Source organism: Paenibacillus psychroresistens (assembly GCF_009728935.1).
GTDB classification, from domain to species: Bacteria; Bacillota; Bacilli; order Paenibacillales; family NBRC-103111; genus Paenibacillus_AC; species Paenibacillus_AC psychroresistens.
The window spans coordinates 1,804,478-1,827,023 of record NZ_CP034235.1; the positions used below are offsets into that span (position 1 = coordinate 1,804,478).

18 protein-coding genes and 1 pseudogene are annotated in these 22,546 nt (G+C 41.0%); 10 read left to right on the forward strand and 9 right to left on the reverse strand.

Annotated elements, in window-relative coordinates:
* Positions 1–108 precede the first annotated feature (108 nt).
* Positions 109–1,341 (forward strand): hypothetical protein, encoded by a 1,233-nt coding sequence (locus EHS13_RS08195; RefSeq protein WP_162463002.1) that lies wholly within the window; start codon positions 109–111, stop codon positions 1,339–1,341.
* 25 nt (positions 1,342–1,366) lie between these two features.
* Here the strand turns inward: EHS13_RS08195 and EHS13_RS08200 are convergent, their stop codons facing one another.
* Positions 1,367–2,347 (reverse strand): cation diffusion facilitator family transporter, encoded by a 981-nt coding sequence (locus tag EHS13_RS08200; RefSeq protein ID WP_155699859.1) that lies wholly within the window; start codon positions 2,345–2,347, stop codon positions 1,367–1,369.
* A 406-nt stretch (positions 2,348–2,753) separates the two neighbouring features.
* Here EHS13_RS08200 and EHS13_RS08205 point away from each other — a divergent pair, with 406 nt between their 5' ends.
* From EHS13_RS08205 to EHS13_RS08215, 3 genes and pseudogenes are all read left to right on the forward strand, one after another.
* A complete protein-coding gene (locus EHS13_RS08205) occupies positions 2,754–5,045 on the forward strand; it encodes a helix-turn-helix domain-containing protein (protein ID WP_155699860.1) in 2,292 nt (763 codons plus the stop codon).
* A 306-nt stretch (positions 5,046–5,351) separates the two neighbouring features.
* Positions 5,352–5,896: pseudogene (locus EHS13_RS08210) on the forward strand (ABC transporter permease subunit); the annotation flags it as partial.
* Positions 5,897–5,906: 10 nt separating this feature from the next.
* A complete protein-coding gene (locus tag EHS13_RS08215; RefSeq protein WP_319633440.1) occupies positions 5,907–6,371 on the forward strand; it encodes an ABC transporter permease family protein in 465 nt (154 codons plus the stop codon).
* 34 nt (positions 6,372–6,405) lie between these two features.
* Here EHS13_RS08215 and larA read toward each other — a convergent pair whose 3' ends face one another.
* Together larA and EHS13_RS08225 are read right to left on the reverse strand one after the other, a co-directional pair.
* Positions 6,406–7,668: a nickel-dependent lactate racemase gene (gene larA / locus EHS13_RS08220; RefSeq protein ID WP_155699862.1), complete on the reverse strand. Its 1,263-nt coding sequence runs from the start codon at positions 7,666–7,668 to the stop codon at positions 6,406–6,408.
* A 1-nt stretch (position 7,669) separates the two neighbouring features.
* On the reverse strand, positions 7,670–8,830 hold the full coding sequence (locus tag EHS13_RS08225; protein ID WP_155699863.1) for a glycerate kinase family protein: 1,161 nt from the start codon (positions 8,828–8,830) through the stop codon (positions 7,670–7,672).
* A 166-nt stretch (positions 8,831–8,996) separates the two neighbouring features.
* On the opposite strand from EHS13_RS08225, the gene EHS13_RS08230 reads away from it, so the two are divergent.
* Complete coding sequence (locus EHS13_RS08230) at positions 8,997–10,091, forward strand: CdaR family transcriptional regulator (protein ID WP_155699864.1); 1,095 nt, start codon at positions 8,997–8,999, stop codon at positions 10,089–10,091.
* Positions 10,092–10,139: 48 nt separating this feature from the next.
* Positions 10,140–11,177, forward strand: a complete 1,038-nt coding sequence (locus EHS13_RS08235; RefSeq protein ID WP_155699865.1) for an S-layer homology domain-containing protein — start codon at positions 10,140–10,142, stop codon at positions 11,175–11,177.
* Positions 11,178–11,200: 23 nt separating this feature from the next.
* Here EHS13_RS08235 and EHS13_RS08240 read toward each other — a convergent pair whose 3' ends face one another.
* The gene (locus EHS13_RS08240; RefSeq protein WP_155699866.1) at positions 11,201–12,103 is read right to left on the reverse strand and encodes an AraC family transcriptional regulator; all 903 of its coding nucleotides are present in this window, start codon (positions 12,101–12,103) and stop codon (positions 11,201–11,203) included.
* A gap of 130 nt (positions 12,104–12,233) precedes the next feature.
* On the opposite strand from EHS13_RS08240, the gene yicI reads away from it, so the two are divergent.
* On the forward strand, positions 12,234–14,555 hold the full coding sequence (gene yicI, locus EHS13_RS08245; protein ID WP_155699867.1) for an alpha-xylosidase: 2,322 nt from the start codon (positions 12,234–12,236) through the stop codon (positions 14,553–14,555).
* A gap of 139 nt (positions 14,556–14,694) precedes the next feature.
* Positions 14,695–15,690: an Rpn family recombination-promoting nuclease/putative transposase gene (locus EHS13_RS08250; RefSeq protein WP_155699868.1), complete on the forward strand. Its 996-nt coding sequence runs from the start codon at positions 14,695–14,697 to the stop codon at positions 15,688–15,690.
* Between the two features lie 66 nt (positions 15,691–15,756).
* On the opposite strand, the gene EHS13_RS08255 is transcribed toward EHS13_RS08250, so the two are convergent.
* A complete protein-coding gene (locus EHS13_RS08255; protein WP_155699869.1) occupies positions 15,757–16,932 on the reverse strand; it encodes an MFS transporter in 1,176 nt (391 codons plus the stop codon).
* A 177-nt stretch (positions 16,933–17,109) separates the two neighbouring features.
* On the opposite strand from EHS13_RS08255, the gene EHS13_RS08260 reads away from it, so the two are divergent.
* Positions 17,110–17,652 carry an SH3 domain-containing protein gene (locus EHS13_RS08260; RefSeq protein WP_155699870.1) on the forward strand — a complete coding sequence of 181 codons (543 nt, stop codon included), beginning with the start codon at positions 17,110–17,112 and terminating at the stop codon, positions 17,650–17,652.
* A 19-nt stretch (positions 17,653–17,671) separates the two neighbouring features.
* The gene (locus tag EHS13_RS08265; RefSeq protein WP_155699871.1) at positions 17,672–18,370 is read left to right on the forward strand and encodes an AIM24 family protein; all 699 of its coding nucleotides are present in this window, start codon (positions 17,672–17,674) and stop codon (positions 18,368–18,370) included.
* A gap of 5 nt (positions 18,371–18,375) precedes the next feature.
* Here EHS13_RS08265 and EHS13_RS08270 read toward each other — a convergent pair whose 3' ends face one another.
* The 4 genes from EHS13_RS08270 to EHS13_RS08285 form a co-directional block, all read right to left on the reverse strand.
* Positions 18,376–19,182 (reverse strand): histidinol-phosphatase, encoded by an 807-nt coding sequence (locus EHS13_RS08270; protein WP_155699872.1) that lies wholly within the window; start codon positions 19,180–19,182, stop codon positions 18,376–18,378.
* A gap of 50 nt (positions 19,183–19,232) precedes the next feature.
* Entirely contained in the window at positions 19,233–20,135 is a 903-nt protein-coding gene (locus EHS13_RS08275) for a LysR family transcriptional regulator (protein ID WP_155699873.1), read from the reverse strand.
* Between the two features lie 149 nt (positions 20,136–20,284).
* Positions 20,285–21,811: a sensor histidine kinase gene (locus EHS13_RS08280; protein WP_227013842.1), complete on the reverse strand. Its 1,527-nt coding sequence runs from the start codon at positions 21,809–21,811 to the stop codon at positions 20,285–20,287.
* The gene (locus EHS13_RS08285; protein WP_155699875.1) at positions 21,804–22,502 is read right to left on the reverse strand and encodes a response regulator transcription factor; all 699 of its coding nucleotides are present in this window, start codon (positions 22,500–22,502) and stop codon (positions 21,804–21,806) included. The genes EHS13_RS08280 and EHS13_RS08285 overlap by 8 nt, the downstream gene beginning before the upstream one ends.
* Positions 22,503–22,546 lie beyond the last annotated feature (44 nt).

The following is a 22,546-nucleotide window of genomic DNA, read 5'->3' on the forward strand; positions in this document are numbered from 1 at the left end:
ATATATAAAGACTGTCGAGCAATATTCGACAGTCTTTTCTTTTTGTAGTATTGTAAGTGGGGAAAAGTTAAAATATACCTATTGATGTAACCATAAGGAGCTGCTGGAGTGCGAGGAATTCGGTTTGTTATTTGTTTGATTATGATTTTAAGTGCAGTCTTATTACCCAATTATGTAGAAAAAGTAGATGCCAAAGCAGCAGGGACCAAGGTGCTTCATACTTTTGAAATACCTAAAGATATTAGTTGGCAAATGTACGTAGTTAATAAAGAGAAAAACCTCGTATTGTTTAATGGTGATGATTACATAAGCTACGATTCATCTACTTTTCGTGAAGTAAGCCGATTGAAAAACACTTTTGATAGCTGTGAAGTATCCTATGATAAAATGCTGTTGTTATGTTACAGACCTACGGAGGATCGGACAATTATCAAGAATCCTGCTATTTATAGCTTGCCGAATTATAAGCTAATTGTGGATTTTACGGAGATTGTTTCCCCTTTTGTTTATCAGGATGAGCCACATTGGATATTCGATGAGAATGGCAAGGACATTTATCAATATCATATAGCGAATAAGGGGAATAAAAAAGTCGAATTTACCATCGTCCATTTAGATTTAGCATTAGGTAAAGCTACTACGCTTGTAAAAGAGCAGCCTGAATATTTGATCGGACCAGATAGAGGCGCTGAATTATATGATGATGATCGTTATGTGCATCGTTCAACAATAAATCATGCAATTCCGATTGTTTTTAACTTTGGGTATCATAACAGCAACGTGATCTTACTTAACCCTAAGGATGGGAAAATAGTCAAAGTGATTTCAGGTACCTATGTGACGTATTATGATCCAATTAAAGCAAAAAAAATGGTCGTAAGCAGTGGTAATAAGAATAGCTCTGATGGAATATCTAATGTATTGTCAACAACGGATTATAAGCTATTATATACGATTAGTGATCCAGATTACGGTGGTCCTTTTATATTTGATGAAATAACGAATGAGGATAAATCGATGCTTATTCTATCCCTTTTCAAGAATAGCAAAGCAGCCATACGTAGTTATTCTATTGCAGACGGAAAACCAATTGGCAAGATTGTCTTATCCAGTAAAGCTTGGATAAAACCCATTAAGGGTAACTATATTTATATTAGTGATAATCTTATGCTCGACAATCCGCAGCGGAACAAATGGATAGTCAATATGCGAACCTCCAAGACGGTTTATATATTTCCGAAGAATACTCAAATCCATCCAGAGTTTGGATACGGATCAAATATTATAATAATGAGTAGTGGAAAACTGCAGGTTGTTGATTATTCAGCCTTTTTAAAATGAAAACCAAAGCAAAGCAAAAGCCCCTTTAATTTAGGGGCTTTGTTATTTCGTTATGATGAAGCTCCTCTTGATGGAGTAAAAATTGTTTCCCATACTCTCCGTGATTATGAATATGTGCTTCTTCCATTTGAATGGTGGAATGAGTGATGCCGTATTTCTCTTTTAATGTTTCATTGATAGCAAGAATAATACAGAACGGTTGAATACTATTATTAATAAAAACATGTGCAGTCAGAGAATAATGATCGGTGGAGATAGCCCAAAGATGCATTTCGTGAACGTCTTCGACGCCTTCAACCTTGGCAATATTTGCACGCATTTCGTCCAAATTAAACTTTTCTGGAACGGATTCCATAAGGACGAGGAAGGCCTCACGAATAATTTTAGTCCCACCATAGAAAATAATACCGCCAATGACCATACTTATGATCGGATCAGCCCTTAAATAATCGGTATAATAGATAATGATTGCCGAGATGATAACACCTACTGAGCTAAGCAAATCACCGAAAAAATGCCAGAGCGCGCTTTGCACATTTAAATTGTCTTCTTCTTTCATGCTGCGGCTGAGTACAATGGTTAACGTCAGATTAACAACAAATCCGATGCTGGCAATGGTGAGCATTAGACCCATTTTAACAGGTTCAGGATGAATAATTCGGTTAATTCCTTCTATAAAGATCCCGATAGCAATAACGGCTAATGCAAGCCCATTTAGAAAAGAAGCAATAATCTCGAAGCGGAGATAACCAAAGGTAAACCTGGCATTAGGCGCTCTTGTGGCCAAATAAATCGCAAACATGCTAAGTCCCAATGCTAATACATCGGAGATCATATGGGCTGAATCAGAGAGCAGCGCGAGAGAACCGGATAACAAACCGCCGATAATTTCAACAACTGTAAAAAAGGCTGTGAGTATAAGTGTAATCCATAGTGTATGACGTGATTTGGATTGTTCCTTCACATGGTTGAGATGGTGGAAATCGTATGTATCTGCAGTTGTCATTGTATTCGCCATCCTTATTTAGAATTATTATAATGTAATAATTATTATACTATGAGTTAGTAAATCAGGCAATGATAAACTCCACCCAATATTTGTAATACAATTGAAATATAACTGTTACGGTCCTTTAACATAGTTAGGTTATTATAATAAACAAGACCCCCTTTTAAAATAAACTTTTTGAAGACCAGCCCCCGACGGGCCGGTCTTCCTTTTTGTTTGCAAGCTAATTATAGTGGCTCCAGAGCTGAGGGGCTTTTTTTGTACGTTCGGGGGAAAACGGTACGTTGACAAAGCGCTAAAGCCAGGAATAAGATGATTAGTTATATGGGCAGCTCTTAATAATGCTAAAATGATAGTTTGAAGATCTGAGAGCGCTTACTATTCAAAGGGGAGTGGCAAAGATATGAAAGGGGCAACCTTCACACCGGTATTCAGAAAATTCATAATTTCCTATCTGATCGTGCTGCTGCTGCCAAATATATCAGGTTATTTTACTTATAGGGCAGCCATTGATGCAGCATTATCTAGCTCAATAGAGAATAGCAGAATACTGCTTAATCAAAGTAAAGAGATTCTTGAAACCAGATTGAAGGAGGTAGAGACTTTTACGAAGCAGCTTGCGATTAATCAGGATCTAACTAAGCTGGTGAGCGAGAAGATGACTGGAGATACATACAATGTTTATGGACTATGGAAAATGTCACGGGATATTTCGAATTACAATCGGACTAATGATTTTCTGCAAAATTTCTATATTTATTTAAAAAACTACAATGTTGTTATTACACCTGAATCTGTATTCTTTCGACCAGAGCATTTTTATGTAGGTAACCATTATGAGGATCTCTCTTTCACGCAATGGGAGGAGTCCATACTGAAAAGCACTCATGAGTTTGTAAGCTTCCCGCTGCAAGCGTATACCCGGGGAAATGTGCAAACTTCTGTAATTACATTTGTCCAATCGTTGCCATTAAACAGCTTCAACAACCCTAAAGCGACTGTAGTTGTAACGATTGATGAGCAGAAAATCCGGCATTTGCTGGAAAGTATGTCAAGCCACAATGGCGGCTGGGCCTTTATTACGAATCCTAACGGAAGTACGATGGTTTCTCAGGGGATTGAGCAATCCGAGATTAAGAAGCTATTCCATGTGCCATCGGGACAAGCAGGAGATCAGGAGCGAATCGAGAACGGAATGCTGCTGATTTCAATCAAGTCTGGTACGACAGGCTGGTTGTATACGGCAGGCATACCCGAGAAGAGCATTAAGGAAAAGGCAGACCAAATTAAATATGCAACATGGATTTTTACTGCTGTGACCTTGATTGTGGGGCTCTTGATTATTGTGCTGTTAGCCTATAGAAACAGTGCACCGATCACTCAGTTGATTAGCGTTTTTAAGGAATTGTCAGGTTTGGAGCCACTGAGCTCCAAGAATGAATATGTTTTTCTGGCAGGCAATATCTCCAAATTGATTACTAATAATAAGCAGTTGGAAGCAGAATTGGACAAACAACTCCCATTGTTAAGAGATGCTTTTATCAAAAGGCTTCTTGCTGGTGAGTTTCTCTCGCTTCAGGAGATTGAAGCGGTGTCCTTGCAAACCGGTATTAAGCTTAATGCGGAGAACGGTTATGTAGGTCTTATCAAAATAAACGGTTACAGTAGAATGGATAGTGAAGAAATTATCCATGAATTGAGCTTGGCTCGTCTGGCTATTAAACCATTACTAAGTGAAACAGAATTGAAGCTTTTATTAACAGACTGGGGCTCCGATAAAATTGCTTTCCTATATTTGCTAGGAGAAGGTGAAGTTATCGGGGAGAACAGCAGGTTTGAGCAGCAGCTGTTACAGCTTACAGAGAGCGCTTATAGTCAGTATAGAATGACGATTAGCATTGCAATAGGCGGCTCATACCAAACTTTAAGGGATATCAGCAAATCCTTTGATGAGGCGCAGCAGGCGATGGATGCCGTTTATACCGGTGAGAAGCGAATATCCTGGTACAAAGAGACGGTAAGCGAGTCGGCTATGTACTATTATCCAATTGATACGCAGCAGCGGCTTCTGAATACTTTAAAGGCTGGAGAAATAGATGAAGGCTTACGTATTTTGGACCAAGTATTCTCACGAAATTTTAGCGGCCGAGAGCTTTCTTATGAAATGAAGCAGCAGTTTATCAGTGAGCTTAAAGGGACGTTGCTTAAGCTGCTGGACCAAAAACCGTTTCAGGATGAGAAATTCTCCGAAACAGTTAAGCATCAAATTGCACAAGTCCAGCCAATGGATGACGTTGATCAGCTAAGAGTCAGCTTTGTGTTGATTATGAAAGAGATTTGTAATGTCATCGCCAAGAAAAAAAACGATTATAATAACGAAACCATCTATGCGATTAAGCTGCATGTCGAGAATGAATACACCAATTCCGATCTATCCATTTATCAAATCGTTGAATCTGTTAAGCGGCCAGAGAAATTCATCTCTCATTTATTCAAGGAACAGACAGGAGAGAACTTATCCGATTACCTGGAACGTGTACGAATTGATAAAGCAACCGTGTTGTTAATGGAAAATCAGCGGACGATCGATGAGATTGCTGTAATGGTTGGATACAATAGCGGACATTCCTTCCGGCGTGCGTTCAAGCGGGTGAAGGGAGTCTCGCCGACTGTCTTCCGACAAACATCAGATTAAATGCGGGACCTATCTACGGATGGGTCTTTTTTTTGTGCTTAGTTGGCGTGGTTGCTCGGAAATTGTACGCGATTGGAAAAATGTACGTTTTCAAAAACGACCCAATATGTACGTAATGAACGGAAATTGAACCTTTACGAGGTAGGGGGATTGTCGGTAATATCGGAATTGAGAAAGCGCTAACATATTGCAAGGGGGGGAGTTCATCTGGCGACAAGAGCAAGCAAAAGCTTTAAAAGACACTGGCAGCTTTATCTGCTGGCGGTTCCGCCTATTCTTTATTTCCTAATATTTAAGTACGTTCCAATGATTAACGCTGTGCTGGCATTCAAGGATTACAACGTAATTAAAGGGATCTGGGGCAGCCCGTGGGTGGGTATGAAGTATTTTGATTTATTTTTCAATAATCCGGCTTTCCGTACATTGTTAAAAAACACCTTGTTCGTTTCTTTGTATCAGCTGGCGGTTGGCTTTCCGATTCCGATTCTGCTTGCAATTGCACTAAATGAAGTGAGCAGCGGCAGGTTCAGAAAGTTTGTGCAGATGTTAACGTATGCGCCTTATTTTATCTCGACAGTTATCATGGTTTCCGTAATCGTACTTTTTCTTTCTCCGCGTCTTGGTATTGTTAACACGTCACTGGTTATTCTGCAGTCATCTACTTGGCGGCACTTGCTGGTGTGGATCCTTCACTCTATGAAGCAGCTAAAATGGACGGGGCCTCGCGTTTTCAGAAAATTATCAATGTTGATATTCCTGGGTTAATACCTGCCGCTGTTATCATTCTTATTCTTAGCGTGGGCAATATTATGGCAATTGGCTTTGAGAAGATCTATTTGCTGCAAAATCCGCGGGGACCGATTGTTCCTTACACTGATCTATTTAATCTTATCTCTTGTTTCACTGGTGGTGCTGTATTCCCTGATTTATATCATTAGCTCTTCATTTAGCAGTCCCAGCGCTGTGACTTCCGGAGAAGTCTGGTTATGGCCGGTTGATTTATCCCTAAAGGGATATAAAGCGGTGTTTCAGAATGATGATGTAGTCAAAGGTTACGCCAATTCGTTGATCTATAAAAGTGCTGGAACGTTAATTAGTGTAGCACTCACCATCATGATCGCGTATCCTTTGTCGCGGAAAACGGTTTTTGGCCGCAGCATGGCAATGATCTTTATCACATTTACGTTATTATTTTCTGGAGGTTTAATTCCTAATTATCTGGTGGTGAAAGCAGTAGGACTGATCAATACACGCTTCGGTCAACTGTGTAAGTCCATAAATATTGCCATCTGGCGATGTAACCATAGCTTTATAGTAGGGATTTAAGGCAGTCCCTTTTTATAGAGCGTTAATTTGACGTTTACTCCAAAACATAAGGAATGGTTAACGGACCTTGAGGCAATACAGCAATAGTCATGCCAGTCCCGTACTTTTCTGCAAGCTTATCCAACGTTTCCGTCATATTCGTCACAGGCTCCATCATCGCTAAACGAATATCAGTATCGGACAAAGTAGAGTAAACATGAACATCGGCCCAAACTTGGATGACATTTTGCTTCTGCACCTGCCATTGATCATATAGCTTAAAGGTGGGATCTTCGATCATTCTCAGCAGAGCTGCCGGTGAATCTGCCATTTGCAATATTTTGGCATAGTTTCCGTGGTTGGGTAAACCGTCAGAGCATTCCGCTGCACTTATGATGGTGCCGCCTTGCTTAACGATCTTGTGTGCAGCGCTCATTCCTTTGACAGCTTGGTACAGGTTCTGATCAAGCGGATAGCCAGAGTTGGATGTGATAACTACATCAAATCGCTCCTCGCACTTAACCATGGAATGCTCCCGCATATAGGCGCAACCTCTTGCATGTGCAGCGAACAGCTCACCTGCAAAAACCTCGGTAATTTCTTTACGATTGTTTAGTGTCACATTCAGCAGAAATTCCGGCTTGCACATCAGATTAACCTCGCTAGCCATCTTTTGCAGAGGATTGTTGACCATATTGCCCCAGGTAGACAAAGGATCGCCGATCATTCTTGCGTTATGGAAGGTCATTATGGTTTCAAGCCCAGCAATTCCAGGCATGATTCCTTTACATCCCCCAGAAAACCCGGCAAAAAAGTGAGGCTCAATGAATCCAGTTACAATGCGGAAATCAGCCTCGACATAGGCTTTATTCAGATAAACATCGCAGCCAAAAGAGCTTTCTCCGACCTTTACCAGCTCCTCAGGAACCAGACAATGATGATTGATTACTTTAATATGGTCGACGACCCATTCCCCGAGCATTTGCACAAATTCCTCGCGGGTTTGATCACGATGTGTCCCTGTTCCATTTAGGATAGTAATCTGCTCCAGCGGAACATGGGGAAGCTCTTTCAAAATCCATGGAATTAACTTATCATTAGGTGTCGGACGAGTAATATCACTAATTACAATAACGACCTTATGTGTTTCCTTGACGAGATCCTTAAGTGGAAAGGTGCCAATTGGATTGCGTAAAGCTGCAAGTACTCCTTGCTCTTCATCGGCTAGGCCTGCTATTTCCTTAGGTTCAAGCACGACAGAATGATCGGGAAGATCGATGGTTAAGCCTTGTTTACCATACATTAGAGTGGTTTGCATTCTATTTGGCCTCCAGATTGGTATTGTGCAAATATTTTGGCGCGAAGGTACGAATTACTTGTTCTGCACGTTGTTCCAAAAGCTCTGCGGCTTTTTCAATCGCTGTTTGTAAAGACATGGGACTGTTGACGATGCTGTGCACACTCACAATACCATAGGGGTATAGCTGCTCGATCCCATTCCCAATCGAACCAGCTAGCACGATAGTAGGCACTCCGTATTTTAAAGCTGCTTGAGCGACACCCATTGGCGTTTTGCCAGAAGCTGTCTGAGCGTCTATTTGGCCTTCTCCGGTAATCACTAAATCGGTACCTTCTAGATGATCGCATAACTGGGAATATTGGATAACGACATCAATGCCGCGTTTCATCTCAACAGGGAAAAAAGCGAGGAACGCTCCGCCAATACCGCCAGCAGCACCTGCTCCAGGCATTTCATGCAGCTTAATACCTGTTTTTGCTCCAATAATATCTGCCCATGCTGTCATATAGCTTTCCAGATTTTCTACCATCTCCAGAGTTGCGCCCTTTTGAGGTCCATACACACGAGTTGCACCGTGCAAGCCAATAAAAGGATTCTGTACATCACAAGCGAGCAGAAAGCTGGATTCAGCTATTCGCGGATCAAACTTACTATCGTCAATAGCCGATATATATTGTAAAGCTGCTCCACCAGTACCAACAGATTGCCCTGAGGTATCGATAAGCTTCATCCCAAGTGCTTGCAGCATGCCTGCTCCACCATCATTGGTTGCGCTTCCGCCAATTGCCAATATGAAATTACGGCATCCAGCATCAAGTGCGTGTTTAATCAGCTCGCCTGTACCGTATGTTGTTGCTAGTAGGGGATTTCGTTGGTCTTCCGTCAATAAACAAAGGCCGGAGGCGCTTGCCATTTCAATAATACAAGTTGCATTAGGTTCAATAATTCCGTACATAGCTTCAACTGGTGCTCCAAGCGGGTCGGTCACAGTGACTTGAATTTTCTTGCCATTTGTTGCAGCAATTAGACTGTCCAATGTGCCTTCACCACCATCGGCCATGGGTACTTTAACCGTTTCAGCATCCGGCATATAGCTTTTTATTCCTCTTTCGATGGCTTTCGCTGCATCTGCGGCCGATAGACTGCCTTTAAAAGAGTCAGGTGCAATAATAATTTTCACAGGGGAACCTTCTTCCGTTTCACATTAACCGCTTTGCTTTAGTATACCTTGGAACAGTTGGTAAAGATTCAGTCCATTGCACAAAAAAAACGTTTTCAACAAGGGAAGTTTTGGCTAAAAGAACAAGTGTTTTGAATCCATGAAGCAGTCAGGAGGTGGTTGAATTATGTTGAGTCGTGAAATTGCCGAAAATATCGTACGAGAAACGATGAAACGTTTGCGTCAAAATATTAACATCATGAATACGGAAGGCGAAATTATCGCTTCAGGAGACCCAGCACGTGTCGGGAAAAGGCATGAAGGATCTTTGGAAGTAATTCGTACGGGTATGCCTCTGATTATTGATGCCGATAATCAAGCTGAATGGCTAGGGAGTCAACACGGCATAAACTATCCGATTGTCTTCTTGCAGCAAATCGTTGGAAGTATTGGAATTACAGGCAATCCAGAGGATGTTGCTGAATTCGGCGAGCTTGTTAAGATGACTACAGAGCTCATGTTGAACCAAATGGAGCTAAGCTCTCGCCAAGAATGGCGAAATCGAACTATGGAAACGGTGATTGAAGAGATTGTTAAACCAAAGTATAGTAAAGCAAAGCTGGACGAGCTTTTGCAGCTGCTGCAAATTAACTTGAGCCCGCCGTTTCATATATGGATCCTGCAAACCGAAAAAAGTATGGAGCATCATTCTCAGCTGGTTCGTAAATTTGAAGAAATCATTGGGAGTCGACATTTGTTAAGTGCAGTAGAGAATCCCTACAAAGTGGTTTTCATGATTTTTGGCCATAGTGAGCAGCAAATTATTAATAAATGTCAATTGCTGCAGAGCAAGCTTTGGCACAATGATTTTCCTTTTCGGGTAGGTTGTTCGTTAGAGACCCAAACAATGGAAGGAATAGCTTCCTCTTTTCATGAAGCTGAATTAGCACTAAAGCTGGGAGCTAAACACGAAATTATGAGCAGCTATGCAGGGCTGGAGCCCATAAGCATCGTACATTTATCAGACTCTGAGATTAAGAATAGATTTGCTGAGCGTATTATGGCCTTATTGTCACAAACAGCTTTGGAAACACTAAGGGTTTTTTTCGATAGTAATATGAATATTCAGAAAGCAGCAGATGAGCTTTTTATTCATAAGAATACACTGCAGTATCGTCTGAAAAGAATAAAAGAATCAACCGGATATGATCCGCAAACCTTTCAAGATGCAGCTTCCTTGCAAATTGCAATCTGGATAATCCAAATGCAACCTTTTAGATAATGGACTCGTCTTAGGGATAGGAAAATAAAACGAGGTAGGTGGGATATTATGATGAAATTCAAATGGAGTGCCGTTTTAACATTTTTACTTGTGTTTACTTTGATGACAGGTGGTTCAGCTTTGGCTTTTAGCGACATTAATGACACTGTAGGCAAAGAAGACATAATGGCTCTAAAGGATAAGGGGATTATAAGCGGCATCTCAGATACAATCTTTGCACCAAACGGCAAGCTGTCTTATGCTCAAGGAATAACGTTAATTACCAAAGGCTTGAATTTGAATATCAATGCAATGTCATTTTTCAAAGAACCAAAGGCTAGTGATTTTTTTACAAAAGTATCGGATAAAGCTTGGTATGCACAGTCTCTAATGTTTGCTCAGCTTAATGGGTTGACCTTGCCTAAAGATTTGGATCCAAATAAGTTGATGACTAGAGAAGAATTCACAAATTATTTAATTGAAGGAATTAATACTACGGGAGATTACCCGATGATTATGATGTATGCGGTAATTAACGACGAAAAAGATGTTAATACGCTCTACATGAACAGTATCCAACAGGCTTTGATTACGAAAATTGCCTCAGCGGATAAAGATCAGAACTTTTATCCTAAACGTGCGATTACACGTGCTGAAGCAGCAGTTATGTTAGCTAAAGCGATTGAATTCGTAGAAACTAATAAAAACAATGTAATTCCGCCGGCACCGGTTAATGAGTTCCCGAATGCAGAAGTAAGCTACACAGCTACTCCAGTAACTAGTGCTGTTTACCAAGTAGATTTGACTTGGAAGCAAGCACCAAGCCCTGGACATAGCATTAAGATTGAACGGATCGAATTTCAAGGTAAACAAGCGTTGATTTTTTACTCCTTGCAGAAGCCTGTTGAGGGTAGTATGTCCGCACAGGTGCTTACAGATTTAAAAGCTTCAACTTATGTAGATTCTACTTATGAGGTGCAATTGGTGAGAAGTGAGGATGCCGTTGTTACAGGCGGTTTTGATCCTATGGATCCAACACAAAGCACTGGAATTATTAATCCGGAAACAGGAACCTCGCAGTCTTCAGAAGGATCTGCAGGTCAATAATTAATGTGGAAAAATCTTCTTGCTCATAGAGCAGGAAGATTTTTTTGTTTTTCTAATTTGCGATAATCGGATGGAGTACATTTTTTGTGCCATTTAAATAACTTAATGAAATAGCTGGGATTCTCAAAACCAACCTCCATAGCAATATCAATGACTTTTTTGTCGGAATGACTAAGCAGCTTTGCCGCTTGGTTGATTCGCACTGTATTGATATAGTCCATGGGGGTTTTTCGGACCATAGCTTTAAAAAAACGGCAAAAATGCCCTTCGCTCATCGCAATAACAGAAGCTACGTCTTTAATTTGAATCCTTAACGGATAACTCTCATCAATGAACTGCAGCACTTTTTTAAGTCGTTCTATTTTATAGATATTGGTTGTAATCGGTTGGTCTTGAGGGATTTCTTGTAGGTTTGCAATGAATCCAGCGAATAGGTTATAGAGCTTGGCTTTAATGAGCAATTCATAAGCAACGGGTTTCTTCTCAAAAAACTCGACAATACTTACTAACTCAGCGATGAGTGAATTCTCCCAGAATGTATGAGGTTTGAGGAGGCTGGGGAGAAACAAAGTTTGTTCCAGTAAGGGATCGATATATTTACTCTGAATAACATCATAGGTTCGTCCACTTAAGAGATTTAAATCAAAGACAATAGCGTAAACTAGGCAAGGTGTAGATAAATCCGCAACAAACCCTGCATGTATCGTTCCGCTTGGAATAAACAAGGCATCACCTGCCTGAAGCTCATGTTTAATAGTGCCCAACCAAAAGACGGCAGTGCCTTCTTGCATGTAAAGGAATTCAGTTTCCTCATGCCAATGATAGTCAAATAGGGTATGGCTTTCGTCTTCAATGACTTGATAAACGCCCATCGGGAATGTAATATTCCCATGAACTCTGTTTTCGTGAAGTATATCTTTGTTCATGTGGGGCCTCCGCTGATGAATATCAGTATTGTGCTATTAAATGCGCATAATCATGCAAGACAGCGATTTCACATATCAGTATTATTGTAGTTAAGTTAACTAAGAAAATCAATTCTTTGGAGGCATTAGGATGAAATTTAGTGATGGCAATTGGATGGTTCGTGAAGGTTTTCAAGTGATCAATCCTGTAGAAGTGTATGATTTTAAGATTAACCCGCAATCTTTAGAAGTATTTGCACCACCCAAGCATATTGCAGGAAGAGGCGGGCAGTTGGACACACCGCTAATGCATATTCGTTACTCTTCGCCGATTCCGAATGTGATTTGTGTACGAATGACGCATCATAAAGGCAAGCAGGATCTAGGGCCACATTTTTCGATTAATCAGAGTCAGAATAATCCGCTTGAAATCACAGAAACTGAAGCAGCCTTGAGCTTGAAGAGTGGACAGCTAAGTGTTGATATTCGCCGTGAAGAGCCTTGGACCGTTGAGTATTTATGGGATAATAAACATCTTACCAGCAGCTCAAGCAGAGGCATGGGTTATATTCGCTCAGTAGACAATACTTATGTACGTGAGCAGTTGGACCTGTCTGTAGGTGAATTTGTTTACGGGCTTGGCGAACGTTTTACCTCTTTCACTAAAAATGGGCAGAGTATGGATATGTGGAATCGAGATGGGGGGACTAGCACAGAGCAGTCCTATAAAAACATTCCTTTTTATATAACCAACAAAGGCTATGGTGTATTCGTTAATCATCCTGAAGAGGTTTCTTTTGAGGTTGGCTCTGAAAAAGTATCCAAGGTTCAATTTAGTGTTAGTGGAGAATACCTCGAATATTATATTATCGGTGGAGCTAATTTGAAGGAGGTATTAGGCAACTATACTTCTTTGACAGGCAAGCCGGCATTGCCGCCTGCTTGGACCTTCGGACTTTGGTTAACGACTTCGTTTACGACTAATTATGACGAGGCAACTGTAACCGGCTTTGTTGAAGGCATGGCTGAACGGAATTTACCACTGCGAGTGTTCCATTTTGACTGCTTTTGGATGAAGGAATTTCATTGGTGTGATTTTGAATGGGATTCACGTATTTTTCCTGAGCCTGAGCAGATGCTTACTCGCCTTAAGAGCAAGGGCTTAAAAATCTGTGTTTGGATCAATCCCTATATTGCGCAACGCTCCCATTTATTTGACGAAGGTATGGAAAAAGGCTATTTGGTCAAAAGAGCCAATGGGGATGTTTGGCAATGGGATATGTGGCAGCCAGGGATGGGGCTTGTTGATTTCACTAATCCAGCAGCCTGTGAATGGTATGCATCCAAGCTTAGCAAGCTGATAGATATGGGTGTAGACAGCTTTAAAACAGATTTCGGTGAGCGTATCCCAACTGATGTTGTTTATTATGACGGTTCCGATCCGGTTAAAATGCACAATTATTATACTTTTCTCTATAACAAAGTGGTTTTTGATGTTTTGAAGGCTAAGCTTGGCCATAATGAAGCTGCTGTTTTTGCAAGATCTGCAACGGTCGGCGGGCAACAATTCCCGGTACATTGGGGTGGCGATTGCTCAGCGAATTATGAATCCATGGCGGAAAGCTTGCGTGGCGGACTTTCACTTGGGCTGTCTGGTTTTGGCTTTTGGAGTCATGATATTGGGGGCTTTGAGAACACTTCGACAGCAGATGTATATAAACGTTGGATTGCATTCGGCTTGTTATCCAGCCATAGTCGCTTGCACGGGAATCAATCCTACCGGGTGCCTTGGACTTATGACGAAGAGGCAGTTGATGTTTTACGCTTTTTCACGAACCTAAAATGCAGCCTGATGCCTTATTTATTCGCTGCGTCTGTAGATGCATCTGTGAAAGGGTTGCCTGTAATGCGTGGAATGGTGTTAGAGTTTGCCGAAGATCCGACTACACATCATTTGGACCGTCAGTATATGTTGGGTGATTCCTTATTGGTAGCTCCGATTTTTAATGATCAGGGCGAAGCAAAGTTTTATCTGCCGCAAGGAACTTGGACCAACTTCTTCACAGGTGAAAGTGTACAGGGAGAAAGATGGATTAGCCAATCACATACTTACTTGAGCGTACCTTTATTTGTTCGTCCTAACTCAATTATTGCTGTAGGGAACAATAATAATTTACCGGATTATGATTACGCTGATGGCGTAGAACTGCAAGTGTATGGCTTTGAGAACGATGCAAAAGCATCCACTGTTGTTTATAGCACAGATGGACAAGCTGAAATAACCGTTACAGTGAAGCGAGTCGGGAAAGAGTTAACTGTAGAAGTTGAAGGCAGCAGCAAGCCATGGACTGTTGTGGTAAAGGGGATAAAAGAGTTCTCATCTATCGAAGGCGCAGCTACAGCAGTTGAAGCGACAGGATTGCGTTTATTGCCAAATGATGGTCAAACAAAACTAGTATTACAACTGAGTTAATTTCTCGATAATATTGTTTACGTTAGTAAAAAGTTCATGTACAATTTAAACAGCGGAAGCACCGCCAAACGAGAGCATTTATCGTTTGGTTGGTGCTTTTTTGTTTTGTGGAAATTGAGATTGGATGGAGGCTTACAATATGGCAATGGATCATGATCGTCTTTTTAAAGAGCTATTAGGCACTTTTTTTGCCGAGTTTATGGAGTTATTTTTCCCGAGTATTTACAATGCAATTGATTTTGGGCATGTTATCTTTTTGTCCGAGGAGGTATTTACTGATGTTACATTAGGGGAAAAGCGTAAGGTCGATGTATTAGTTGAAACCAAGCTGCACGGTGAAGATGCGATTATCATCGTGCATATTGAAGCACAAGCAAAATATCAAGATTATTTTGCCGAGAGGATGTTCCTATACTATAGTCGGTTATACGAGAAATATCGTAAACGAATTATTCCAATTGCCATTTTTAGTTACAATGATCGGAAGGATGAGCCCAGCAGCTTCACAATAGAGTTTCAGTTTGAAGAGATTCTAAAGTTCCGATATTATATAATTGAATTGCGAAAGAAAAATTGGCGTGACTATATAAAGCATCCCAACCCGGTGGCCGCTGCACTTTTGAGCAAGATGCGGTATAATAAAAGCGAGCGAGTGCAGGTAAAGATGGAGTTTTTACGTATGCTCTTGCGAATGGAGCTTGACCCAGCGCGAATTCAATTAATTACAGGTTTTTTTGATATGTATTTAGAGTTAGATGATATAGAGGAACGAAAGCTGCAGGCAGAAATTCACAAGCTTAATCCAATAGAGGAGGGAAAAATTATGGAGTTAAGAACAAACTGGGAAAAAAAAGCCGAGCTTCGTGGGGAATTAAAGGGAAAACTCGAAGGGAAATTAGAAGGAAAACTAGAAGGAAAACTAGAAGGAAAGCTTGAAGGAGAACGAAAAATCCTCAAGAAGTTTATCCAAGCCCATTTTGGTGAAGCGAGTAAAGGGATGCTAGAGCAGGTAGCAGCTTTGACGGATCTGGATATTATAGATCAACTAACCGATCAATTATTCCAAAATGCTAATTTGGTTGAAGCAAAAAGATTGGTTAATGAAGCCTATACCAAGCAGCATTCAAAAGAATAAAGTCGATACCCAAATCAATTAGACCACAAGGTTAACTCCTTTGTGGTCTTTTTATACTTCCGAAATTCACTTAGGTCCTCTCCATTTATATCCAACACCAACTCCAATTAATGCTAACCCATTGATGAGAAAGACCATGGGAATACCAACCCATCCACCAAGAAAACCGCCGAGCACAGGTCCAGCCATCATCCCCATTTGATTCGCGGATTGATTAAGGCTGAAGGCTCTGCCTCGAAAATCGGGTTCCGTATATTTGACAATAAGCGAGCTTAAAGCTGGATATACCGCTGCAAAAAACAAGCCGTAGCTGAATCGGAGAATGCCGAACCCGAGCAAATGGTGGGTGCCTAATTGCAGCAGGTTCCCAATTCCACCCCCGATTAAGCCGATGAAAAGGGTTTGGGTGTAGCTAATTCTTTGGCCAATTCGCCCCCAACGTGGAGCCATTATCACAGTGGCCACTCCAACTGCTGAGAAAATGATTCCAGAGCTCAATGAAGCATTGCTCGCGTTATTACCAATTTGAATTACGTATAAAGTAATCAGTGGTTCAAGAATCATCACGGATGTTGCAACAAGCATTGTTATTCCGAGCACGCCCATCAATTGACGGTTATGTGCAGCTGATTTTAAATCACTCCACACACCAGAACGTGCTGCGGAGCGATTGAAATGGCCTTCTTTGACGCCAACCAAGCCGATAAAAGCAGCTACTAGAACAACTATTCCAGACAAAAGAAAGGATTCGCGATTGCCAATCAAGTGGCTGACAAGACCGCCGATTAAAGGCCCAAGGACACTTCCTGCTGCAGATGCTGTGGACATAACACTTAGGGCATAACCGACTTCTTTTTCGGGCGTATTAGTTGCAATCAAAGCTATGGAAGCAGGCACAAAACCAGCTAATAACCCTTGAAAGATCCGTACAATTAAGAATATATAAGGGTCGTGTACAAAAAAGGTAGCAAAATACATCACGCTTAAACTAAAGCCAGAGCGAATTAACATCGGTTTTCGACCGTATTTATCTGCAAGTGATCCCCAAAAAGGTGCAATTAAGGCACTAGCTAAAAAGGATACTCCAAAGGTAATGCCCGACCAAGCTTCCAAGCCTTTAGTAACACCTAACTCCGTATTAAGAAAAATAGGTAAAAACGGTACGGAGATCGTATATGCCATGCTGCAGAAAAACACACCAATCCATAACATCACTAAATTTCGTTTCCAATATGACTCCATGTGCTTGACACCTCATTGCGAATCATCGATTTGTATCACCATTATATAACTTTTCAAAAACAAATTACAAAAAAGTGAGCGGAATAGACGGAATTAGAATTTAAAAAGCTTTGTTAGTTTTATGTCGAATTTTGCGGTAAAATGGAATGAGCATACTTCATTCTGGGAGGCCATAGCATGTTTGATTTTAAAGAACACTTCATAATTTCACGGTTTCTTAGGTTTGGACAAGTATGCTTAGCAGCACTAATAGGTATTATGATTATATTCCCCCCAGCCACCGCTGAGGCTAATTTTTTTGATACGATTAAGGACATTTATCATTTACCCAGTGATGTTGAGAATTTACAGAATCAATATGAAGAAGCCAAAAAAAGCTACGAGGAAACCAAACAACAACTAGAAACACAAAAGCAGCAGCTGGTGGATCAGAGTCAGAAGCTGGAGGAGCAAAGCAAACAGCTCTTGGAAGAAGCCCAGAAAGCCAGAGAGACAGAAGAGCAATTAACGGGGCAGAATAAAGAGCTGCAAGACCAGAATAATGAGCTTCAAACTCGTCTACAAGTGATGGAAGAGACAGTAAGCTCCAAAGATAAATGGATTCATCGCATCAAGGTAACAGGCATTACGTTGGTATCGCTGGTTGTTCTCTACTTTTTATTAGGACGATTATTCCGTGTATTCATTTGGAAACGTAATAATAAGAATAGAGCTCATTGATTAAAAAGGAGTGAGCATCATGGATATTTCATTCGATAAGGCAGAAAGCCGTAAGCAATTAGCCACAATCGCAATTGAGCAGGAAGAGTCCGTGTGTGTGCTCCATCCTAATCAAATCATCGCTTTTCAAGCCGATTCAGCTAAACGTGTGGATTCTTTCATGAAGCTGCCGGGGATGTATCGAAAGAAACGGTTTGTTCAATCGACTATTCACGGGCCAGCGCGGTTTATGCTTGGTTTACCGGAAGGCTTTTATTTAAGCGCGGTACCCATCGAATTAGATGATGACCTGTTATATGAGTTCAAGCACGTTCTATTCTATAAAGTGGGCATTACTTTCCGTACTCATGTCCAAACTGTGCGCAATGCGATGATTACACGCGATTTCATCCGCATGAAGTTTCAAGGTCCTGGTACGTTGGGATTGCTAACCTCTGGACCTCTTCATGAGATCGAATTGCACCCTGAAAAGCCGCTGTACGTAGACACGGCTTGTTTAGTGGCATATCCGCAAAAAGCGAATATTCGTTTATGTGTATACGGGAACACCTTAGCCAGTCAGAATATGAATTATCATTGGGAGATGACTGGAACAGGGCGAGTGCTGCTTCAGCCCTCTAAGCCTGACCGCGCATTAAATGAAGAAATGCAGCAGGGGGGATTCATAAGACGAGTGCTGCGTGAAGTGATCCCGTTTGGTGGTATTTTTATTAAATAACAAATTTATAAGAGAACGACCTGACGCTGTTTTTGCTTAAAATAAACCCAATCTTTAAAGCCAATTTCCTTCAAGCGTTTGCTGACCTCTGTCCAATCTTCGGCAACTCGACTTGGTTTATGGGCATCTGAGCCAAATGTAACCTCGACACCATGATAAAGCGCTCGTTCTAAAATATCATCAGATGGGTACCAGCCTCCGCAATCCTTAGTACTTCCAGAGGTGTTAATTTCTATTGCTAGCTTGCATTCCCCAATCACACGTAAGGCTTCGTCTACTGCATTGGTTTTAATCTCTGAGAATGGCGGGTAAAAGCCTTTCATCGCATCAATATGACCTAGGATTTGGAACATCCCGCTGCGTGCGGATTGTTGAATCAGCTCATAATAAAGCTCTTTATCCCGTACCTTCTCAGACTCCGTAAGTTTATTCCAACGTTTTCGATTAAAGATACTTACCCCACTTACCTGATGAACAGAGCCAATAATGTAATCAAACGGATATTTAATGTATTCAGCACGATAGAACTCTGCAACATCAGGGAAAAAGTCCGATTCCACTCCTAGTAGTACATCGATCTGATCTTTATATTCTTCTTTGAGTTGAAGGATCTCAGCTACATATAGCGGAAATTCACTTTTTCCCATGGCAATTAAAGGCTGCGCTTGCTCCTCGGTGCTGCCAAAATAGGGAGAATGATCGGAAATGCCGATAGCAATTAAACCAGAGGAAATCGCAGATTCAATATAATCACGGATTTCACCTTCAGCATGGCCGCAACGATAGTGATGGGTATGTAAATCGAATTTCATGAGTGAACCTCCTAATAAATGTGGATGAATGGCTCTATGGCTGCTCGAAATTACTCAGAACCAACAAAATGTGATTCAGGCATCCCTTTAAGATCACTAAGGAATTGCTGCATAGCTGAGCTTAAATAACGACCTGCTTTATAGACGAGACCGATGGGATGGCTGATTTCTAGTTCATTGATCTTAATGGTTTGCAATGAGCCACTTTTTAATTCGTTTGCGATTGACATTTTTGAAATGATCGCTGCTCCCAGGTTTAGTTCTACCATTCGTTTTACTTCTTCGCTGCTTGAAAGCTCCATAATAATATGAGGACGAATATGATGTTCTTTAAATATTTTATCAGCAAATTGTCGCCCGGCCGTATCCGGGGAAAGCATTATAAATGGAATGCTGCGTAATTGCTCAACAGTTGTACGACTAACAAGTGCGAGTGGATGACGTGGAGAGACGACAAGCTCGAATGTATCGTAATAGAGCACTGATGTTTCTAGCGACGGATTCTTATCCGTAAGATAGGCAATTCCAATATCAATATGGCCACTTTCTACATTCGTCATGATCTGTGAAGATGGCATGGAATGAATCGTAGTTTGAATCAGCGGGAATTGATCTTGAAAATAAGACAGCACTCTCGGCAATATTTGAATAGCAATGGAGGTTGTTGTGCCTAAGATAATATGCCCTTGAGGGGTATTCTCTAAATCAGCTAATCGCTGCTTAAGCTCTTCGACTACACGAACAATCTTATAAGCATGCTCTAAGAAGACTTTACCACTATCTGTTAAGGCAATAGGCTGGCTGCGATCAACCAACAGACTTCGATATTCTTCCTCGAGGCTTTTGATTTGAGCTGAGACAGCAGGCTGTGTTAAATTGAGCATTTCTCCGGTTTTGCGGAAGCTCATCGTTTTGGAGAGGGCAATTAATGTTTCTAACTGATTGATATTCATAATAAAGCCTCCTTGAAATGACGTTTAAGCAGATTAGCTTTAGCTTAAGCGACAAGTTGATTATATGTGAATTTACAGGCATCGGCAATAAAACTCTTATCGTAAAAAAAACAAACCCCCTCGTCATTCATTGACGTAGGAGGTTAAATTTATAAGGCTAGCTTCAATCGCATACAGAAATGAATTTCGTCTTGCTCGGTATGGGTCCATATTTCACCTTGGTGTGCTTCAACAATACTTTTGGCAATAGCTAAGCCTAGTCCAGAACCGCCAGTGTCGGAGGTTCTCGCAGCATCTAAGCGATAAAAACGATCAAAAACATGAGGCAGCTCGTCTTTATTCAATCCAGTTGCGCGGTTAATGATGCGTACTTCAGCGAATTCGTTCACGCGAGTAAGGCGAACGGTGACTTCTCCAGGTTTATCGCTATATTTGATAGCATTTGCTAATAAATTATCGAATACCCTAATCATTTGATCCGCGTCAATGGCAACAAACATTTTGCTAGAAGGCAGTTCTCGCACAAAAATTAAGTTATTTTCTTCTGCATAGGAGATTTGCTCCTCTAGAAGCTGATCAATCAACTCGTTTAAGTTGATTTTCTCGATTTGCATGGGGACGCTATGATTTGAGAATTTGGTATAGTCGAAAAGATCATCAATGAGCCGGTTTAATTTCTCGGATTTGTTATAAGCGATATTAATATAAGAATCGGCGTGAACCTGGTCATCATAATTCTTATCTTTTAACAATCTCAGATATCCAATTATTAAGGTCAATGGAGTCCTTAAGTCATGTGAGACATTGGTTATCAGTTCATTTTTAGTGCGTTCAGCGTTGCGCTCTTCTTCAATTGTGCGTTGAAGCTCACCTGTCATATGATTGATATTAGCGGCTAAGGAGCCAAGCTCGTCCTCACTCTTTTCAACTACACGATGTTTCAAATTACCTTTGGCTATTTGGAGAAGCCCCTCAGTCAATGCCTCGATATCTTGCATTTTCCGTCGAGTTAATAGGTAGAATAAGAAGATGAATGCAGCAACAGCGAATAGCAGCGTTAGCGGACTTTTTCCTCTTGAATAAGTAATGGAAGGTTCAGGAATCCCAATCAGGACCAAGTACATTTTTTGACTGACAATATCCAAGGGGTAAAAGCTAGTGATTTCGGTTCTCTCATAAGGGTTGGAGCGAGTATCCATGGCTTGCGAAATCATTTTGTAGACATCCACATGATTTTCGGTTGCATTGCTGCTTTTATAAATGACTTTACCGTCCAAATCCAATATTAAAACATGTGAACTGTTCTGGTTGATATTACCGTCTAAGTAATCTTGGAGGTTGTAGCCATCATCAGAATCCGCTATATACACATGTTGGGTTACCGTTATGTCTTCTTGGAAGCGGGATTCGTTTTTAATTCTCTCAACCATATTCTGAGCTCGATCATCTATCTGGCGAATGCCTTGGGAATATTCGATAACTGGGCTGCGATTAACTTCACCAAAGAACGAACCACTTATTCCATAGACGATCCAAGCTGCAAAAAAACAAATCAAGAAAGCAACCATGAGCTGGAGGCGAATGCTTCGGCGGATATTAGTCCTGACCAGAACGGAGGTGCGGACGCCTAGGCGAACGAGGTCTCCAATCCAATTAAACGGGAATATTTTATTCATTTTCAATTTTGTAGCCAACTCCCCAAACGGTTTTAATATAACGCGGTTGACGTGGATTGCTTTCTATTTTCTCACGAATTTTACGAATGTGAACCATTACGGTGTTATCAGATTGGAAGAAGCTTTCATTCCAGACACTCTCATAAATCCGTTCGATACTAAAGACAATACCGCGATTTTTAGCCAATAAAGTCAGAATTGCAAACTCTCGAGGAGTTAATTTAATCTCACGGCCTTCAATACGAATTTCGTGAGTAGCTGTATTAATGGTTAGCTCATCAATCTCAATTTCCTCGGTTTTAACAGGACGCGGCACATTCAAGCGGGTGTAACGACGAAGCTGTGACTTGACTCGAGCCAGCAATTCAAGTGGATTAAAGGGCTTGCTCATATAATCATCTGCGCCTGAGCTTAAGCCCATGATTTTATCCATGTCTTGAGCTTTGGCGGATAACATGATGATCGGCATATTCTTCTGTTCGCGAATTTTCAGACAGGCTTGAATGCCGTCCATCTGTGGCATCATGATATCTAGAATAATTAGATCGACATCATTCTTCTGTAAAAGCTGAAGTGCCTCGATACCATTACCTGCCCGCAAAAGCTGATAGCCGTCGTTTTTTAAATAAATTTCCAGTAAATCAAGAATCTCTTTTTCATCATCGACTAGCAATAAGGTTTCATTGGCCATAAAATTCCTCTTTCTGATTCTTCATAAACCTAGTATAAATAACG

What these genes read in the sequence shown, in the direction of transcription:
- EHS13_RS08235 (WP_155699865.1), top strand. Translation starts at nt 10,140, where the DNA reads ATGATGAAATTCAAATGGAGTGCCGTTTTAACATTTTTACTTGTGTTT.
- yicI (WP_155699867.1), top strand. Translation starts at nt 12,234, where the DNA reads ATGAAATTTAGTGATGGCAATTGGATGGTTCGTGAAGGTTTTCAAGTG.
- EHS13_RS08270 (WP_155699872.1), bottom strand. Translation starts at nt 19,182, where the DNA reads ATGAAATTCGATTTACATACCCATCACTATCGTTGCGGCCATGCTGAA.
- EHS13_RS08260 (WP_155699870.1), top strand. Translation starts at nt 17,110, where the DNA reads ATGTTTGATTTTAAAGAACACTTCATAATTTCACGGTTTCTTAGGTTT.
- EHS13_RS08230 (WP_155699864.1), top strand. Translation starts at nt 8,997, where the DNA reads ATGTTGAGTCGTGAAATTGCCGAAAATATCGTACGAGAAACGATGAAA.
- EHS13_RS08250 (WP_155699868.1), top strand. Translation starts at nt 14,695, where the DNA reads ATGGCAATGGATCATGATCGTCTTTTTAAAGAGCTATTAGGCACTTTT.
- EHS13_RS08200 (WP_155699859.1), bottom strand. Translation starts at nt 2,347, where the DNA reads ATGACAACTGCAGATACATACGATTTCCACCATCTCAACCATGTGAAG.
- EHS13_RS08285 (WP_155699875.1), bottom strand. Translation starts at nt 22,502, where the DNA reads ATGGCCAATGAAACCTTATTGCTAGTCGATGATGAAAAAGAGATTCTT.
- EHS13_RS08255 (WP_155699869.1), bottom strand. Translation starts at nt 16,932, where the DNA reads ATGGAGTCATATTGGAAACGAAATTTAGTGATGTTATGGATTGGTGTG.
- EHS13_RS08280 (WP_227013842.1), bottom strand. Translation starts at nt 21,811, where the DNA reads ATGAATAAAATATTCCCGTTTAATTGGATTGGAGACCTCGTTCGCCTA.
- larA (WP_155699862.1), bottom strand. Translation starts at nt 7,668, where the DNA reads ATGCAAACCACTCTAATGTATGGTAAACAAGGCTTAACCATCGATCTT.
- EHS13_RS08205 (WP_155699860.1), top strand. Translation starts at nt 2,754, where the DNA reads ATGAAAGGGGCAACCTTCACACCGGTATTCAGAAAATTCATAATTTCC.
- EHS13_RS08240 (WP_155699866.1), bottom strand. Translation starts at nt 12,103, where the DNA reads ATGAACAAAGATATACTTCACGAAAACAGAGTTCATGGGAATATTACA.
- EHS13_RS08275 (WP_155699873.1), bottom strand. Translation starts at nt 20,135, where the DNA reads ATGAATATCAATCAGTTAGAAACATTAATTGCCCTCTCCAAAACGATG.
- EHS13_RS08265 (WP_155699871.1), top strand. Translation starts at nt 17,672, where the DNA reads ATGGATATTTCATTCGATAAGGCAGAAAGCCGTAAGCAATTAGCCACA.